A 16,721-nucleotide genomic window follows, 5' to 3' on the forward strand; every position below is an offset into this window, starting at 1 on the left:
CCCGACACGGCCCCGGCACGACGAAGGGGCCCGGCGAATCGCCGGGCCCCCCGTCGTGCTGCCGTCAGGTCACTCGTCGCGCAGGTCCGCGGCGCTGGCCGCGGTGGCGCCGATCGAGTCGGCGGCCGAGGTGAGCAGGTCCGCGCCGAGCGCCTGGTCGACGGTGAGCGTCATCAGCGTCTCGCCACCGGCCTCCCGGCGGGCGACCTGCATGGCGGCGATGTTGATGCCCGCCTCGCCGAGCAGGGTGCCGACCGTGCCGACCACCCCGGGCCGGTCGACGTAGCGGAGGAAGAGCAGGATGCCCTCCGCGCCGATCTCCACGTCGAACCCGTCGACCTCGGTGAGCTTGAGGACGTCCCGGGCGCCGCTGCTGGTCACCGTGCCGGAGACGCTGACCGTGCGACCGTCCGGCAGGGCACCGCGGACGGTGACCAGGGTCGGCTGGTCGACCGTGTCGGCGAGCGTGGCCAGGGTGACCTCGACGCCGCGCTCGGCCGCGAGGTGCGGCGCGTTGACGTAGGTGACCTGCTCCTCGACCACCGAGCTGAACAGGCCCTTGGTGGCGGCGAGCTTGAGCACCGACACGTCGTGGCTGACGATCTCGCCCCGGACCTCGACGGTCACGCTGGCGGCGACCCCGCCGGCGACCGCGGTGAACGCCCGGCCCAGCTTCTCGGCCAGCGGCAGCAGCGGCCGGACGTCCTCGGCGACCACGCCGCCGGCCTGCACGTTCACCGCGTCCGGCACGAACTCGCCCTGCAGCGCGAGCTTCACGCTCTTCGCCACGGCCAGGCCGGCCTTGTCCTGCGCCTCGTTGGTGGACGCACCCAGGTGCGGGGTGGCCACCACGTTGTCGAAGGCGAACAGCGGCGAGGAGGTGCACGGCTCCTTCGCGTACACGTCGACGCCGGCGCCGGCGACCCGGCCCTCGGCGATCGCGTCCGCCAGGGCCTGCTCGTCGACGAGGCCGCCGCGGGCGGCGTTGACGATGCGTACGCCCGGCTTGACGACCGCCAGCTCCTTCTCGCCGATCAGGCCCACCGTCTCCGGGGTCTTCGGCAGGTGGATGGAGATGAAGTCGCTCTCCCGCAGCAGCTCCTCCAGGCCGACCAGGCGCACGCCGAGCTGGGCGGCGCGGGCGGGCTGGATGTAGGGGTCGTACGCGATGAGCCGGGTGCCGAAGGCCGCGATCCGCTGGGCGAAGAGGACGCCGATGCGGCCCAGTCCGACGACGCCGACCGTCTTGCCCTGGATCTCCACGCCGGTGTACTTGGACCGCTTCCACTCCCCCGCCTTCAGCGCGGCGCTGGCGCTGGCGGTGTTGCGGGCGACGGCCAGCAGCAGTGCGACGGCCTGCTCGGCGGCGGAGACGATGTTGGAGGTCGGAGCGTTGACGACCATGACGCCCCGCGCGGTGGCGGCCGGCACCTCGACGTTGTCCAGACCCACACCGGCGCGGGCGACCACCTTGAGCCGCGGAGCGGCGGCGATCGCCTCGGCGTCGATCTGGGTGGCACTGCGCACGATGACGGCGTCGGCCTCGGCGAGCGCGGAGAGCAGGGCTGGGCGGTCGGTGCCGTCGACGTGCCGGACGTCGAAGTCGTGCGCGAGCACCTCGATGGCGGCGGGGGCGAGTTCTTCGGCGATCAGTACGACAGGATTCATCGGTCCTCGTAGCTGTAGTCGAAAGCGGTCGGCCGGGCAGTCGGACGCCGCGATGCGCCCCGCGCCGAACCGGGTCATGGCCGTCAGGTGCCGGCTACGCACCTATCGCGATCGTAGGGGGCGGCTTGCCCGACGTGTTCCGGACCGTGGGGTGAGTGCCCTCACACACCGTGTCGACTGACGGTCATCCGCCGTTCATCCGGTGACCACCGTCCCAGGGGCCGGGGGGCCGGAACGCACGGTGGCCCGGGCCCGGCGCCGGGGAGGGCGCGGGACCCGGGCCACCGGTGGACCACCGGACGTGCCGGTGGTCGGTGCCGTGGTCGCGGACGAAACCGTCAGGCGGTCTCGGTGATCGGACGGTCGACCCAGCTCATCATGCCGCGCAGCTTCCGGCCGGTCTCCTCGATGGGGTGCGCCGCGCCCTCGGCCCGCCACTTGGTGAAGTTCGGCCGGCCCGCGTCGTCCTCGGCGATCCACTCGCGGGCGAACTCGCCCGACTGGACCTCGCTGAGGATCTTGCGCATCTCCTCCTTGACCCGACCGTCGATGACGCGCGGGCCGCGGGAGAGGTCGCCGTACTCGGCGGTGTCGGAGACGCTGTAGCGCATCCGCTCGATGCCGCCCTCGTACATGAGGTCGACGATGAGCTTCAGCTCGTGCAGGCACTCGAAGTAGGCGACCTCCGGGGCGTAGCCCGCCTCGGTGAGCACCTCGAAGCCGGTCTGCACCAGCGCCGCCGCGCCGCCGCAGAGCACCGCCTGCTCACCGAAGAGGTCGGTCTCGGTCTCCTCCGTGAAGGTGGTGCGGATGGCCCCGGCGCGGGTGCCGCCGATGCCCTTGGCGTACGACAGCGCCAGCGCGAAGGCGTTGCCGGACGCGTCCTGCTCGACGGCGACGAGAACCGGCACGCCCTTGCCGTCGACGTACTGGCGGCGGACCAGGTGGCCCGGGCCCTTGGGGGCGACCATCGCGACGTCCACCTCGGCGGGCGGCGTGATGAAGCCGTAGCGGATGTTGAAGCCGTGGCCGAAGAAGAGCGCCTTGCCCGGGGCCAGGTTCGGCGCGATCGCCTCGGCGTAGAGGGTGCGCTGGACGGTGTCCGGGGCAAGCACCATGATCACGTCGGCCTCGGCCGCCGCCTCGGCCGGCGTCACCACCCGCAGGCCCTGCTCCTCGGCCTTCGGCCGGCTCTTCGAGCCCACCGGCAGGCCGATCACCACGTCGACGCCGGAGTCGCGCAGCGACAGCGCGTGCGCGTGGCCCTGGCTGCCGTAGCCGATGACCGCGACCTTCTTGGCCTGGATCAGGCCCAGGTCGGCGTCGTCGTCGTAGTACACCTCAACGCTCATGAAACTTCCCTTTCGTACGACGGCCGGGACGGCCCGTCGTGGTCTGTGCGGTTGGGTCACCGGGGCCCGTCCGGGCCGCCGGCGGTCGGGTCAGGCGGCCCGCAGGGCGGGACCGGCGGTGATCGAACGCGAGCCGCGCCCGATCGCCACCAGCCCGGACTGGACCATCTCCTTGATGCCGAAGGGTTCGAGGTCGCGCAGCAGCGCGTCCAGCTTGTCCGGGGTGCCGGTGGCCTCGATGGTCAGCGTGTCCGGTGCCACGTCCACCACCCGGGCGCGGAACAGGTTCACCGTCTCCAGCACCTGGGCGCGGGCGGACCGGTCGGCGCGGACCTTCACGAGGAGCAGCTCGCGGGCGACCGAGACCTGCGGGTCCAGCTCCACGATCTTGAGCACGTTGACCAGCTTGTTGAGCTGCTTGGTGACCTGCTCCAGCGGGGACGACTCGGCGTTGACCACGATGGTGATCCGGGAGACGTCCGGGTTCTCCGTCTCGCCGACGGCCAGGCTGTCGATGTTGAACCCGCGCCGGGAGAACAGCCCGGACACCCGGGCCAGGACGCCCGGCTTGTTCTCCACCAGGACGCTCAGCGTGTGCATGGTCATTACAGCTCATCCTCGTCGAAGGCCGGGCGGACGCCACGGGCGAACATGATCTCGTCGTTGCTGGTGCCGGCGGGGACCATCGGCCACACCATGGCGTCCTTGCCGACCACGAAGTCGATGACCACCGGCGCGTCGTTGATCTCCATGGCGGCCGCGATCGTCTTGTCCACGTCGGCGGCGTTCTCGCAGCGCAGCCCGACGCAGCCGAGCGCCTCGGCGAGCTTCACGAAGTCCGGGATGCGGTGCTTGTGGGTGCCCAACTCGGTGTTCGAGTAGCGCTCGTTGTAGAAGAGCGTCTGCCACTGCCGGACCATCCCGAGGTTGCCGTTGTTGATCACGGCGATCTTGACCGGGATGCCCTCCAGCGCGCAGGTGGCCAACTCCTGGTTGGTCATCTGGAAGCAGCCGTCACCGTCGACCGCCCAGACCACCGTGTCCGGCTTGCCGACCTTGGCGCCCATCGCCGCCGGGACCGCGTAGCCCATCGTGCCGAGGCCGCCGGAGTTGAGCCAGGTGTGGGGCTTCTCGTACGAGATGAACTGGGAGGCCCACATCTGGTGCTGGCCCACACCGGCCACGTAGATCGCGTCCGGACCGGCGATCTCACCGAGCCGCTTGATCACGTACTGCGGGGAGAGGGTGCCGTCGGCCGGCTCCTCGTAACCCAGCGGGTAGCGCTTGCGCAGGTCGTCGAGCTGCGTCCACCAGTCGCCGAGGTCGGCGGCGTGGCCGGCGGACCGCTCCGCGGTGACCGCCGCGATCAGCTCGTCGATGACGTGCCGGGCGTCGCCGACGATCGGCACGTCCGCGTGGCGATTCTTGCCGATCTCGGCCGGGTCGATGTCGGCGTGCACCACCGTGGCGTCGGGGGCGAACGAGTCCAGCCGTCCGGTGACCCGGTCGTCGAAGCGCGCGCCCAGCGCGACGATGAGATCCGCCTTCTGCAGCCCGTAGACCGCGGCGACCGTGCCGTGCATGCCGGGCATGCCCAGGTGCTGCTCGTGCGAGTCGGGGAACGCGCCCAGCGCCATCAGCGTGGTGACCACCGGGATGCCGGTCAGCTCGGCGAGCTGCCGCAGCCCCTCGGTGGCGCCGGCCTTCAGCACGCCGCCGCCGACGTAGAGCACCGGACGGCGGGCCGTGGTCATCAGCCGGGCGGCCTCGCGGATCTGCTTGCCGTGCGGGTGCAGGGTCGGCCGGTAGCCGGGCAGGTCGAGCGTCGGCGGCCAACTGAACGTGGTCGGCGCCTGGAGGACGTCCTTGGGGATGTCGACCAGCACCGGGCCGGGCCGGCCGGTGCTCGCCAGGTGGAACGCCTCGGCCAGCACCTGCGGGATCTCCTCGGCGCTCTGCACCAGGAAGTTGTGCTTGGTGATCGGCAGGGTGATGCCCTGGATGTCCGCCTCCTGGAAGGCGTCCGTGCCGATCGAGGGCCGCGCCACCTGCCCGGTGATCGCCACCATGGGCACCGAGTCCATGTACGCGTCGGCGATCGGCGTGACCAGGTTCGTCGCGCCCGGCCCGGAGGTGGCGATGCACACGCCGACCCGGCCGGTCGCCTGCGCGTAGCCGGTCGCCGCGTGCCCGGCGCCCTGCTCGTGCCGGACCAGGATGTGCCGCACGCTGGAGTCGTAGAGCGGGTCGTACGCGGGCAGGATCGCGCCACCGGGGATGCCGAAGACGACGTCGACGCCGAGCGCCTCGAGGGACCGCACGAGCGAGCCGGCACCGGAGACCTCGACGGGAGCGGGGGTCCGTACGGCCGGGGCGGACGGGGTGGCGGTGGCCCGGGTGGGGTGGTCGGCGTCGAGCGCCGGCGCCGCGGTGGCGCGGGCCCGCCGGGCGGAGTGGGCGAGGGTCTCTGGCGTGGGTCTCGTCATTGCGGTTCAGGCCTTCGGCTGGAGTGTGTGCGACTGCTGGTTGCGGGTGGGACGCGAGCGAGCCGGTCCCGATCTGGTCCGACGGCAATAAAAACGGCCCTCGTGCAGATGCACGGGGCCAGCGCACTCTCGATCAGGGAGAGTGCGCTCAGGTAAGTACTCGCAGCGACCGGTTAGACGACATGGGCTCAAGCCTGACGCATCTCACGCGATGAGTCAACTGATCCCACATGTTGGTTCACAGAGTTCGGCGAGTCGCCCCGCGACGCGCCCTCCGCAGCCGAGTTGACCTGCGCGGACTCGTCGTAGGGCCGGCGCTGGACGGGCACCGGGAGCGGCCCGGCTCCCGGCGGGAGATCTCGGAGCGAGAGCTCCGACGGCCGACCGCCGGACACCACCGGCCGAGGGCCGGACACCGAGGTGCGGGGGGCGGACGCGGCGGCCCGGTTGCCGGGCGCCGCGGGCCGGGCGCCGGGCGACGTGGCCGCCTCCAGCATCGCCTCCAGGTGTTCGGCCGGCACGCCCCAGCCGAAGAGGGCGCCCTGGCCGAACCGGCAGCCGGCGGCCACCACCGCGGCCAGCTCGGTGGGGGTGGTGACGCCCTCGGCGATGACCTCCAGACCGAGCTGGTGACCCAGGCGCATCACGATGTCGACCATCGGCGCGAACGCGGGGCCGTCGCGGTCCGCCGGGCGGACCGGCTCGTGCTCGGCGACCAGGCTGTGGTCGATCTTCAGGATGTCGATCGGCAGCCGGCGCAGCTGCCCCAGCGACGAGTAGCCGGCGCCGAAGTCGTCCAGCGCGATCCGTACGCCGGTCAGCCGCAGGGCGGCCAGCCGGCGGATCAACTCGTCGAGGTCGGTGGCGACGGCGTGCTCGGTCACCTCCAGCACCAGCCGCTGCGGCGGCACGTGGTGCGCGCGCAGCGCGTCGGCGACCAGCACGACGTACTCCGGGGCGTGCAGCTCGCGCGGCGAGACGTTCACCGAGACCCACACGTCGTGCCCGTCGGCGAGCCAGCGGGATAGCTGGTAGCAGGCCTGGTGCAGCACCCACGCCCCGAGTTTCGCGATCATCCCGCACTCCTCGGCGAGTGGGATGAACTCGTCGGGGCGGACGTTGCCCAGCTCGGGGTGGTGCCAGCGGAGCAGGGCCTCGGCGCCCACCGGGCGGACCGAGGGCAGCGACGCGACCGGCTGGAAGGCCAGCCGCAGCTCGTCGCGCTCGATCGCGCCACGCAGCTCGTGCTCCAGCGTCGTACGCCGGCGCAGCAGCCGGTCGTACGCGACGTCGTAACGCTCGATCCGGTTCTTGCCCCGCTGCTTGGCGTAGCGCAGCGCCAGGTCGGCGTGGCGCAGCAGCAGCTCGACGTCGGGCTCGCCGGCCCACCCGGCCACCCCGATGCTCACGGAGAGGAAGACCGGGCCCTCCGGCCGGTCGTAGGCGCCGCCGAGCACCCCCAGCAGCCGCTCGGCCACCCGGTCGGCGTCGGCCGGCCGGCCGTGCAGCAGCACCGCGAACTCGTCGCCGCCGAGCCGGGCCGCCACGTCGCCGGGGCGCAGGTTGCCGCGCAGCCGCTGGCCCACCTCGGCCAGCACCGCGTCGCCCACGTCGTGACCGCGCATGTCGTTGACGTTCTTGAAGCCGTCCAGGTCGAGCCCGAGCAGGACGCAGGGGCTGCCCGCCTCGGCGCAGCGGTGCAGCGCCCGTAGCAGCCCGCGCCGGTTGGCCAGCCCGGTCAGCGGGTCGGTGTGCGCCAGCTCGCGGAAGTGCGCCTCGCGCTCCGCCAGCCGCCCCGCGTAGGCCCGCACGTCGCTGAGTGTCAGGTATTGCCGGGCCACCAGGGCGAAGCCCTCGACCGTGCCGGCCAGGATGGCGAGCACGCCGAAGCGGCCGTCCTGGAGCAGGTGGTACATCGCGGAGACGGCCATGGCGAGCATCGGCACGATCGCGTAGGCGCCGTCCCGGTTGATCACATCCGGCTCGGTCGGGCGCGGCTGTCCGACGCCGCGTGCCGCGAGCGCGGCGGCCAGCACCCCGGCGGCGAGGACGCCGGATCCGGTCAGCACCATCGCCGGCCCGCCCTGGCAGAGCCCGGCCGCGACGCCCAGCCCGCCGACGGTCACCGCGACGATGCCGGCGCCGAGGACCGCGAGCCGTCGGCGCGGGGCGGCGGCCCGGAAGACCGCGATGGGCGCCAGCCCGGCCGCGAGCGCGGCGCTGACCGTGGCCAGCAGGATCGGCGTGCAGGACATCGGGGTGGCGTTCCCGAGGAGCCGGGTGGGCTCGGTGAGGAGCACCCAGCCGACGAACCAGAGCGCGGCGGCGACGATCAGCCCGTCGAGCGCGAGCCGGACGGTCGCCGCGGGGGTGACGGCGACTCCGGGCAGCCGGAGCAGGCCGGCCAGGAAGATCACGCCGCTGACCGCCGTGCCGATCGAGACCAGCACCGCCCAGCCGGTGCGCTGCGCCTGGTCGTGCGCCCAGTGCGGGGTGGACTCGAGGGTCACGCCGAGCCCGGTCAGCAGCCCGATCAGGGCCACCCCGGCGGCCACCGCGAGCAGCAGCGTCGCCGGCCGGTGCGGGGTGCCGCGCCGGCGGGCGGCGAGCACCAGCAGCACGGTGGCCGAGGCGGCGACGAACCAGCTCAGCGCCGCGACGGCGGCCATGCCCGGGGGGAGGTGCACGCCTCAACTGTGCCGGATGAGGGCCCGTCGTGGGGGTCCGGGTGTGCATCTGTTGGGACACGGCGCACACCCGGGGCGGGGGCGCTCGCGGCGGTGCAAGACTGGTGTGCATGCCTGAGCTGCGGTCGAAGACCTCCACGCACGGTCGGACGATGGCCGGCGCCCGGGCCCTCTGGCGGGCCACCGGGATGACCGACGACGACTTCGGCAAGCCGATCGTCGCCATTGCCAACAGTTTCACCCAGTTCGTACCGGGTCACGTCCACCTCAAGGAACTCGGCGGCCTCGTCGCGGACGCGGTGGCGGAGGCCGGCGGGGTGGGGCGGGAGTTCAACACCATCGCGGTCGACGACGGCATCGCCATGGGGCACGGCGGCATGCTCTACTCGCTGCCCAGCCGCGAGCTGATCGCCGACGCCGTCGAGTACATGGTCAACGCCCACTGCGCGGACGCCCTGGTCTGCATCTCCAACTGCGACAAGATCACCCCGGGGATGCTGCTGGCCGCGTTGCGGCTCAACATCCCGACCGTCTTCGTCTCCGGCGGGCCGATGGAGGCCGGCAAGACGGTCGCGATCGAGGGCGTGGTGCACTCCAAGATCGACCTGATCGACGCCATGATCGCCTCCTCGAACGAGGCGGTCACCGACGACCAGCTCGGCGCCATCGAGCGCTCGGCCTGCCCGACCTGCGGCTCCTGCTCCGGCATGTTCACCGCGAACTCGATGAACTGCCTCACCGAGGCCATCGGCCTGGCGCTGCCCGGCAACGGGTCGACGCTGGCCACCCACGCGGCACGCCGCTCCCTCTTCGTCGAGGCCGGCCGCACCGTCGTGGACATCGCCAAGCGGTGGTACGAGCAGGACGACGCCTCGGTGCTCCCCCGGGCGATCGCCTCCCGGCCCGCGTTCGAGAACGCGGTGGCCCTCGACGTGGCGATGGGCGGCTCCACGAACACGGTGCTGCACCTGCTCGCCGCGGCCCGCGAGGCGGAGCTGGACTTCGGCGTGGCCGACATCGACGAGATCTCCCGTCGGGTGCCCTGCCTGGCCAAGGTGGCGCCGAACTCGCCGCAGTACCACATGGAGGACGTGCACCGGGCCGGCGGCATCCCCGCCATCCTCGGCGAACTGGACCGCGCCGGGCTGCTGCACCGGGACGTCCACGCGGTGCACGCCCCCTCGCTCGACCAGTGGCTGGCCGACTGGGACGTCCGGGGCGGCAAGGCCACCCCGGAGGCGCTGGAGCTGTTCCACGCCGCGCCGGGCGGGGTCCGCACCACCGAGGCGTTCTCCACCACCAACCGCTGGTCGTCGCTGGACACCGACGCGGCCGGTGGCTGCATCCGGGACCGGGAGCACGCGTACTCGGCCGACGGCGGGCTCGCCATCCTGCACGGCAACCTCGCGCCGGACGGGTGCGTGGTGAAGACCGCCGGGGTGCCCGAGGAGTGCCTGACCTTCCGCGGCCCGGCCAAGGTCTACGAGTCGCAGGACGACGCGGTGACCGCGATCCTCGCCAAGGAGGTCGTCGCGGGTGACGTGGTCGTGATCCGGTACGAGGGCCCGAAGGGCGGGCCGGGCATGCAGGAGATGCTCTACCCGACCTCGTTCCTCAAGGGCCGGGGGCTGGGGCGGGCCTGCGCGCTGCTCACCGACGGTCGGTTCTCGGGCGGCACCTCGGGCCTGTCCATCGGGCACGTCTCCCCCGAGGCCGCGTCCGGTGGGCTGATCGCGCTGGTGCGGGAGGGCGACGAGATCGTCATCGACATCCCGGGCCGCTCGATCGAGCTGAACGTGCCCGAGGACGTGCTCCAGGCGCGCCGGGTCGCCGAGGAGAAGCGGGACCGGCCGTACACCCCGACCGACCGGCAGCGGCCGGTGTCGGCGGCGCTGCGGGCGTACGCGTCGATGGCCACCTCGGCCAGCGACGGCGCCTACCGCCGGGTCCCGGAGTGAGCCGGACGGCCTGATCGCCGGATCCTGGTGGGAAAGCGGCCCGCGAGGGACGCCTACCCGCCGGGATCCGCGTCAAGCTCAGTCCCGCTCGACGATGCGGTCGATGACCAGCTGCGCGGCGCCCAGGATGCCGACATCGGGACCGGCGACCACCCGTTCGATGAGCAGCGCCTGGGTGGCCAGCGGCAGGCACCGCTCGTAGAGCGTGGCCCGCATGCTGGCGAGCAGCGGCTCGCACTCGGCGAGCTTGCCGCCGATGGCGACCACCTGCGGGTTGAAGAAGTTGACCACGACCGCCAGGATCTCGCCGATCGACCGCCCGGCCCGACGGGCCAGCGCGGTGGCGTGCCGGTCGCCGTCGTCGATCAGCCGCATCACGCCGGTCAGGTCCTCGACCGGCAGGCCCTGCTCCCGCAGCGCGGAGACCAGGGCGGCGCCGCTGGCCACCGCCTCCAGGCAGCCCGAGTTGCCGCAGCTGCACAGTGCCCCCGGGTCGGCCACCACCCGGCAGTGGCTGATGTCCCCCGCCGAGCCCTGGGCGCCGCGGTGCAGCCGGCCGCCGGAGATCACCCCCGCGCCGATGCCGGTGCCGGCCTTGACGTAGACCGCGTGGTCGAGCTCCGGGTGCGTCGTCACGTGCTCGCCGAGCGCCATCAGGTTGGCGTCGTTGTCGACCACGACGGGCGTGTCGGTCCGCTCGGCGCAGAACGCGCGCACGTCGAACCCGTTCCACCCGGGCATCCGGGAAGGGCTGACGATCCGGCCGGTCTCGAAGTGGACCGGCCCGGGGATGCCGATGCCGATGCCACGCAGCCCGCCGCCGGCGCCCGACCCGCCCCGCTGGCCGGGAACCGGGCCGGGGCCGCCGGGCGCCGAGTCCGACCGGTCGTGCCCGGCGGCTGATCCGACCGGCACCCGGCCGGAGCCGACGGGCGCCAGCGCCGCCACCTCGTCGAGCAGGGCGCCGAGCACGGCCTCGGGGCCGTCCTCGATGCGGACCGGCCGGGACCGGACCTCGACGACCCGGCCGGAGAGGTCGAGGGTGCCGAACCGGGCGTGGTGCGCGCCCAGGTCGATCGCACCGACCAGGGCTCCCCCGGTGGGCACCGCGAGCTGACGAGGGCGCCGGCCACCGCGGGACTTCCCGTCGCCGGTCTCCTGGAGCAGCCCCTCGCTGATCAGCGCCTCGACCCGCAGGGACACGGTGGACGGTGACAGCCCGGAGAGCCGGGCCAGATCGGCGCGGCTGGCCGCGGCTCCGCTGGCCACCAGTCGGAGCAGCTCGCGGGGTCCACCGCGCAGGCCCTCACGGGGGGCGTCACCGGTCGTCACCCGAGGTTCTTAACATCCGAACTTCATTCCAGCAAGCTGTTGACTTAGTTTTCTTGCTGGCATTAGATGGCGACGTTGATTCGAGGTGAACTTATCTTTATTCGAGCATCGTAGAAAGTGAGGCGAGCCGTGGCACCGACGACGCCCGCACCCGACCTCGCGAACCGGCCCGGGTCCACCCGCCCCGACCGGCCGATGGTGGCCGTACGCGGCCTGCAGAAGTCGTTCGGGCCAGTGCACGTGCTCAAGGACGTCGACCTGTCGGTGTCCACGGGTGAGGTGGTGGTGGTCATCGGGCCGTCCGGCTCCGGCAAGTCGACTCTCTGCCGCTGCCTGAACCGCCTGGAGGTCGCCGACGGCGGCAGCATCGAGATCGACGGCGAACCGCTGCCGGCCGAGGGGCGACGCCTCGCCGGCCTCCGCGCCGACGTCGGCATGGTCTTCCAGTCGTTCAACCTGTTCGGCCACCGCACGGTGCTCGACAACGTCACGCTCGGCCCGACCAAGGTCCGGCGGACACCGAAGGCGGTCGCCCGCGAACACGCGCTGGCGCTGCTCGACCGGGTGGGCATCGCCGACAAGGCCGACCGGTACCCGGCGCAGCTCTCCGGCGGTCAGCAGCAGCGTGCGGCGATCGCCCGGGCGCTGGCCATGCGGCCGAAGGTGCTGCTCTTCGACGAGCCCACCTCCGCGCTCGACCCGGAGATGGTCAACGAGGTCCTGGACGTCATGGTCTCCCTCGCCGCGGAGGGAATGACCATGATCGTGGTGACCCACGAGATGGGTTTCGCCCGTCGCGCCGCCGACCGGGTCGTCTTCATGGACGACGGCCGGATCGTCGAGTCCGGCACCCCCGACGAGTTCTTCGCCGCGCCCCGCACCGAGCGGGCGCGCGACTTCCTTTCCAAGATCCTCCAGCACTGACCCCCGAGGAGGGTGGCATGTCGATTCTCTCCACGCACGTCACACGACGGCGCGCGCTCACCATCGCCGCCACGGCCGTGACCGTCGCCCTCGCCGCCGCCGGCTGCGGCGACGGCGGCTCCGCCCCGGCCCTGCCCGGCGGCTCCGGCGGCGAGAAGGTGGCCCAGTCGGTCTTCGATTCCGCCCCGGTGGCGTCCGACGCCGAGATCCCGGCCGGCTCCACGATGGACCAGATCCGCAAGCGCGGCTACCTGAACGTCGGCGGCTCGCTCGACGCCCCGCTGCTGTCCCAGCAGAACCCGGTCACCGGCGACATCGAGGGCTTCGACGCCGACATGGCCAAGCTGCTGGCCAAGTACATCATCGGCAAGCCCGAGGTGAAGACCACGACGATCGGCACCCAGACCCGGGAGGCCATGCTCCAGGCCAAGTCGGTCGACGCGGTGTTCCAGACCTACACGATCACCCCGCAGCGGGCCACCCAGGTCAACTTCGCCGGGCCGTACCTGACCTCCGGTCTCGCGGTCGCCGTGCGCAAGGACGAGACGGGCATCAAGGGCGTCAAGGACCTCGCCGGCAAGACCGTCATCGTCGGCGCCAACACCCCGGCGGTCACCGCGCTGCCGACCGCCGCCCCCGGCTCCAAGCAGGTCGCCTTCGCCACCGACCCCCAGGCGGTGCAGGCGCTGCTGCAGAAGCGCGGTGACGCGTACGTGCAGGACTTCACGCTGCTCGCCTCCAACGCCAAGTCGAACCCGGGCATGAAGGTGGTCGGCGACCCGTTCACCACCGAGGCGTACGGCATCGGGCTCAACCGCGAGGACGCGCAGTTCAAGGAGTTCGTCAACAACTGGCTGCGGAAGATCCAGGCCGACGGCACCTGGGCGAAGGTCTGGCAGAGCACCCTCGGTTCGGTGGTGGAGGGCGGCACGCCCACCCCGCCGGCGATCGGGTCCGTCGAAGGCTCCTGAAGGGTCACCGTCCCACCATGGATGCCCTCACCGGTCATCTCGGCGAACTCGGCCACGGGCTGGTCACGACCGTCCACCTGACGGTCGTGACCACCATCGGCGCGCTGCTGCTCGGCGTCGTCGTGGCGACGCTGCGGGTCTGCCCCGTGCCGCTGCTGCGCGGCGTCGGGATGGTCTACGTCGAGGTGCTCCAGAACCTCCCGCTGCTGGCCCTGCTCGTGCTCTTCGTCTTCGCCCTGCCCACGATCGGCATCACGTTCCCGCTGTTCACCTCGGCGGCCATCGTCCTCGCCGCGTACGAGGGGGCGTACCTGGCCGAGGCGATCCGGGCCGGGATCAACACGGTGGGCGTGGGACAGGCCGAGGCGGCGCGCGCCATCGGGCTCACCTTCGGCCAGTCCCTGCGGTACGTGATCCTGCCGCAGGGGCTGCGCGCCGTCATCCAGCCGATGGGCAACATCCTGATCGCGCTGCTGATGAACACGTCGCTCGCCGCCGCCGTCGGCGTGGTCGAGCTGACCCAGGCCGCCAACAACGTCAACCTCGTCGAGGCCCAGCCGATCGCCGTCTTCACCGGCGCCGGCCTGGCCTACATGCTGCTGGCGCTGGTGATCGGCCGGATCACGTCGATGCTCGAACGACGGTGGGCGATCGTGCGATGAACTCCGACCAGCAGATCCTCTTCGACGCACCAGGTCCCCGCGCGCAGCGCCGGATCCGCGTCGCGACCGTGCTCGGCGCGCTCGCCCTCCTCGGCGGGCTCGCCTGGGCGGTCCACCGCTTCGCGGCGTACGGCGAGCTCGCCGCCGAACGCTGGCAGCCCTTCACCACCTGGCCCATCTGGCGGTACCTGCTCGACGGCCTCGGCAACACCCTGCTCGCCGCCGCCGCGACCGCCGTGCTCAGCGCCGCGCTGGGCCTGCTGCTCGCGCTCGGCCGCCTGTCGGCGCACCGGCCGCTGCGGTGGCTGGCCGGCACGTACGTCGAGGTGTTCCGGACCGTGCCGGCGCTGCTCCTGGTGTACGTGACACTCTTCGCGCTGCCCCGCTACGGCCTGAACCTCCCGCTGTTCTGGAAGCTCGTCGCGCCGCTCGTGGTCTCGAACTCGGCGGCCTTCGCCGAGATCTTCCGCGCCGGCATCAAGGCGCTGAACCGGGGCCAGACCGAGGCCGGCCTCGCCATCGGGCTGCGCCGTGGCCAGGTGATGCGGCTGGTCGTGCTGCCGCAGGCCGTACGCCAGTTGACCCCGTCCCTGGTCAGCCAGCTCGTCGGGCTGCTCAAGGACACCTCGCTCGGCTTCGTGGTCAGCTACACCGAGCTGCTCTACAGCGGCCAGGTGCTCGCCTCGTACACCCACCTGCTGATCCAGACGTTCCTGGTGGTGGCGCTGATCTACCTGGTGGTCAACGCCTCGCTGTCGAAGGTCGCCCGCGTCCTGCAGGCCCGCAACGGCCGGCTCGGCCCGCGCGGCCGGTCGGCCGAGCCGGAGCCGGCCGCACCACCGCTCACCGGAGGGGGAACCGCCCGATGACCACCGCCCCGTACGCCGAACTGGCCCGGGTGACCCGCAACGGCGTCGTGGAGAGCCGACACTTCGGCAGCGTCGTGGTGCTCGACCCGTCCGGCGCGGTCGCGCTGAGCGCGGGCGTACCCGACGAACCGGTCCTACCGCGCTCCACCCTCAAGCCGGTGCAGGCGCTCGCCTGCCTGACCGCCGCGGAGGCCGCCGGACCGGCGTCGCCGCTGGCCGGCGTGCTCGCCGGCCCGGCGCTGGCCCTCGCGGCCGGCAGCCACACCGGCGACGACCGGCACGTCGCCGTCGTCCGCGACCTGCTCACCGCCGCCGGCCTGACCGAGGAGGCGCTGCGGTGCCCGGTCGACTGGCCGGAGGACGAGGCGACCCGGGAACGACTCATCCGGGCGGGCGAGCAGCGCAGCCGGATCCGGATGAACTGCTCCGGCAAGCACGCCGCGATGCTGGTCGCCGCCGTGGCCCGAGGCTGGTCGACACCCGACTACCTCGACCCGGCGCACCCGTTGCAGCGGGAGACCGCCGCCGCCGTCGCCCGCCTGGCCGGCGCCCCGGTCAGCACCGTCGCGGTGGACGGCTGCGGCGCGCCGCTGTTCGGCCTGCCGCTCACCGGCCTGGCCCGTACCTTCCAGGCGCTGGTGACGGCCGCACCGGGCAGCGCCGAGGCCCGGGTGGCCGACGCGATGCGCGCGCACCCGGAACACGTCGGCGGGTGGCACGGCCACCCGAACACCGACCTCATGCGGGCGCTGCCCGGAGTGCTCGCGAAGGGCGGCGCCGAGGGCGTGCTGGGGGTGGCGACCCCCGACGGGCACGCCGCCGCCGTGAAGGCGATCGACGGCAGCCCCCGGGCCACCACGATCATCGCGCTCGCCGCCCTGGCGGCGGCCGGCGCGCCGGTCGAGGCCGCCGCGGAGCTGCGTCGCGTGCCGGTGCTCGGCGGCGGTGAGCCGGTGGGCGAGGTCGCCGCCGCCATCGATTGGACCGCGGGGCCCACCCGCAGGGAAGAGGAAAACTGATGACCACGTTCGAGATCTGCATCGACAGTGTCGAGGGCGCTCTCGCCGCCGAGGCGGCCGGGGCCGAGCGCGTGGAGCTCTGCTCCGCGCTGTTCGAGGGCGGGTTGACGCCGAGCATCGGCACCATCGAGACGGCCCTGCGCAGCGTGGACCGGATCCGGGTACACGTCATCGTCCGGCCCCGCGCCGGCGACTTCATCTACTCCCCGTCCGAGGTCGAGGCGATGGTGCGCGACGTCCGGGCGGCGGTGGCGGCCGGCGCCCACGGCATCGTGATCGGCGCGCTCACCGCCGAGGGCGACGTCGACGTCCCGACCACCCGTGCGCTCATCGAGGCGGCCGGCGGGGTCAGCATCACCTTCCACCGGGCGTTCGACATGGTCCGCGACCCGTACGCGGCGCTGGAGCAGCTCATCGAGCTGGGCGTGGACCGGGTGCTCACCTCCGGCCAGGAGGTCAGCGTGCTGGAGGGCGCGCCGCTCATCGCCGAGCTGGTCCGCCGAGCCGGGGACCGCATCATCGTCATGCCGGGCGGCGGCATCACCCCGCGCAACATCGCCCGGATCATCGAGGCCACCGGCGCGAGCGAGTACCACTTCGCGGCGCTGGTCACCTCGGACGGACCGGCCGTGCACCGCAACCCGGCGCCCCGGATGGGCGGCACGCTGCACCGCCCCGAGTACGAGCGCTCCGACACCTCCGAAAAGCTGATCGGCCAGGTCCTCGCGGCGTCCCGCGCCTGACGTTTCTGGATCTTGGTAGGAAAGGGCCCCTGGAAGGGCACTTTCCTACC

General features: G+C 72.8%; 13 protein-coding genes. 7 read left to right on the top strand and 6 right to left on the bottom strand.

Annotation, left to right across the window (positions count from 1 at the left end):
• Positions 1-69 precede the first annotated feature (69 nt).
• The 5 genes from serA to GA0070620_RS14725 all read right to left on the bottom strand — a co-directional run bounded on the left by serA (position 70) and on the right by GA0070620_RS14725 (position 8,175).
• Complete coding sequence (gene serA, locus GA0070620_RS14705) at positions 70-1,668, bottom strand: phosphoglycerate dehydrogenase (RefSeq protein WP_091591202.1); 1,599 nt, start codon at positions 1,666-1,668, stop codon at positions 70-72.
• Between the two features lie 338 nt (positions 1,669-2,006).
• On the bottom strand, positions 2,007-3,020 hold the full coding sequence (ilvC, locus tag GA0070620_RS14710; protein WP_091591205.1) for a ketol-acid reductoisomerase: 1,014 nt from the start codon (positions 3,018-3,020) through the stop codon (positions 2,007-2,009).
• A 90-nt stretch (positions 3,021-3,110) separates the two neighbouring features.
• Positions 3,111-3,626 (bottom strand): acetolactate synthase small subunit, encoded by a 516-nt coding sequence (gene ilvN / locus GA0070620_RS14715; RefSeq protein WP_091591207.1) that lies wholly within the window; start codon positions 3,624-3,626, stop codon positions 3,111-3,113.
• Positions 3,626-5,506 (bottom strand): acetolactate synthase large subunit, encoded by a 1,881-nt coding sequence (locus GA0070620_RS14720; RefSeq protein ID WP_091591209.1) that lies wholly within the window; start codon positions 5,504-5,506, stop codon positions 3,626-3,628. Before GA0070620_RS14720 ends, ilvN begins: the two co-directional genes overlap by 1 nt.
• A gap of 188 nt (positions 5,507-5,694) precedes the next feature.
• The gene (locus GA0070620_RS14725; RefSeq protein ID WP_091591211.1) at positions 5,695-8,175 is read right to left on the bottom strand and encodes a putative bifunctional diguanylate cyclase/phosphodiesterase; all 2,481 of its coding nucleotides are present in this window, start codon (positions 8,173-8,175) and stop codon (positions 5,695-5,697) included.
• 128 nt (positions 8,176-8,303) lie between these two features.
• On the opposite strand from GA0070620_RS14725, the gene ilvD reads away from it, so the two are divergent.
• Positions 8,304-10,151 (top strand): dihydroxy-acid dehydratase, encoded by a 1,848-nt coding sequence (gene ilvD, locus GA0070620_RS14730; RefSeq protein WP_091591213.1) that lies wholly within the window; start codon positions 8,304-8,306, stop codon positions 10,149-10,151.
• A gap of 78 nt (positions 10,152-10,229) precedes the next feature.
• Here the strand turns inward: ilvD and GA0070620_RS14735 are convergent, their stop codons facing one another.
• A complete protein-coding gene (locus GA0070620_RS14735) occupies positions 10,230-11,483 on the bottom strand; it encodes an ROK family transcriptional regulator (RefSeq protein WP_197677595.1) in 1,254 nt (417 codons plus the stop codon).
• A 195-nt stretch (positions 11,484-11,678) separates the two neighbouring features.
• Between GA0070620_RS14735 and GA0070620_RS14740 the strand changes: the two genes are divergently transcribed.
• From GA0070620_RS14740 to GA0070620_RS14765, 6 genes are read left to right on the top strand one after another with little or no spacing between them, the layout of a single operon-like run.
• Entirely contained in the window at positions 11,679-12,407 is a 729-nt protein-coding gene (locus GA0070620_RS14740; RefSeq protein ID WP_091598791.1) for an amino acid ABC transporter ATP-binding protein, read from the top strand.
• Between the two features lie 17 nt (positions 12,408-12,424).
• The gene (locus GA0070620_RS14745) at positions 12,425-13,378 is read left to right on the top strand and encodes a glutamate ABC transporter substrate-binding protein (protein ID WP_091591215.1); all 954 of its coding nucleotides are present in this window, start codon (positions 12,425-12,427) and stop codon (positions 13,376-13,378) included.
• 17 nt (positions 13,379-13,395) lie between these two features.
• Entirely contained in the window at positions 13,396-14,040 is a 645-nt protein-coding gene (locus tag GA0070620_RS14750) for an amino acid ABC transporter permease (RefSeq protein ID WP_091591216.1), read from the top strand.
• Positions 14,037-14,909, top strand: coding sequence for an amino acid ABC transporter permease (locus GA0070620_RS14755; RefSeq protein WP_091591219.1), 873 nt, complete (start codon positions 14,037-14,039; stop codon positions 14,907-14,909). The genes GA0070620_RS14750 and GA0070620_RS14755 overlap by 4 nt, the downstream gene beginning before the upstream one ends.
• Positions 14,906-15,928, top strand: coding sequence for an asparaginase (locus tag GA0070620_RS14760; RefSeq protein ID WP_091591220.1), 1,023 nt, complete (start codon positions 14,906-14,908; stop codon positions 15,926-15,928). The genes GA0070620_RS14755 and GA0070620_RS14760 overlap by 4 nt, the downstream gene beginning before the upstream one ends.
• Positions 15,928-16,671, top strand: coding sequence for a copper homeostasis protein CutC (locus GA0070620_RS14765; RefSeq protein ID WP_091591223.1), 744 nt, complete (start codon positions 15,928-15,930; stop codon positions 16,669-16,671). The genes GA0070620_RS14760 and GA0070620_RS14765 overlap by 1 nt, the downstream gene beginning before the upstream one ends.
• Positions 16,672-16,721 lie beyond the last annotated feature (50 nt).

It is taken from the genome of Micromonospora krabiensis, from assembly GCF_900091425.1.
In the GTDB taxonomy this organism is placed as follows: domain Bacteria; phylum Actinomycetota; class Actinomycetes; order Mycobacteriales; family Micromonosporaceae; genus Micromonospora; species Micromonospora krabiensis.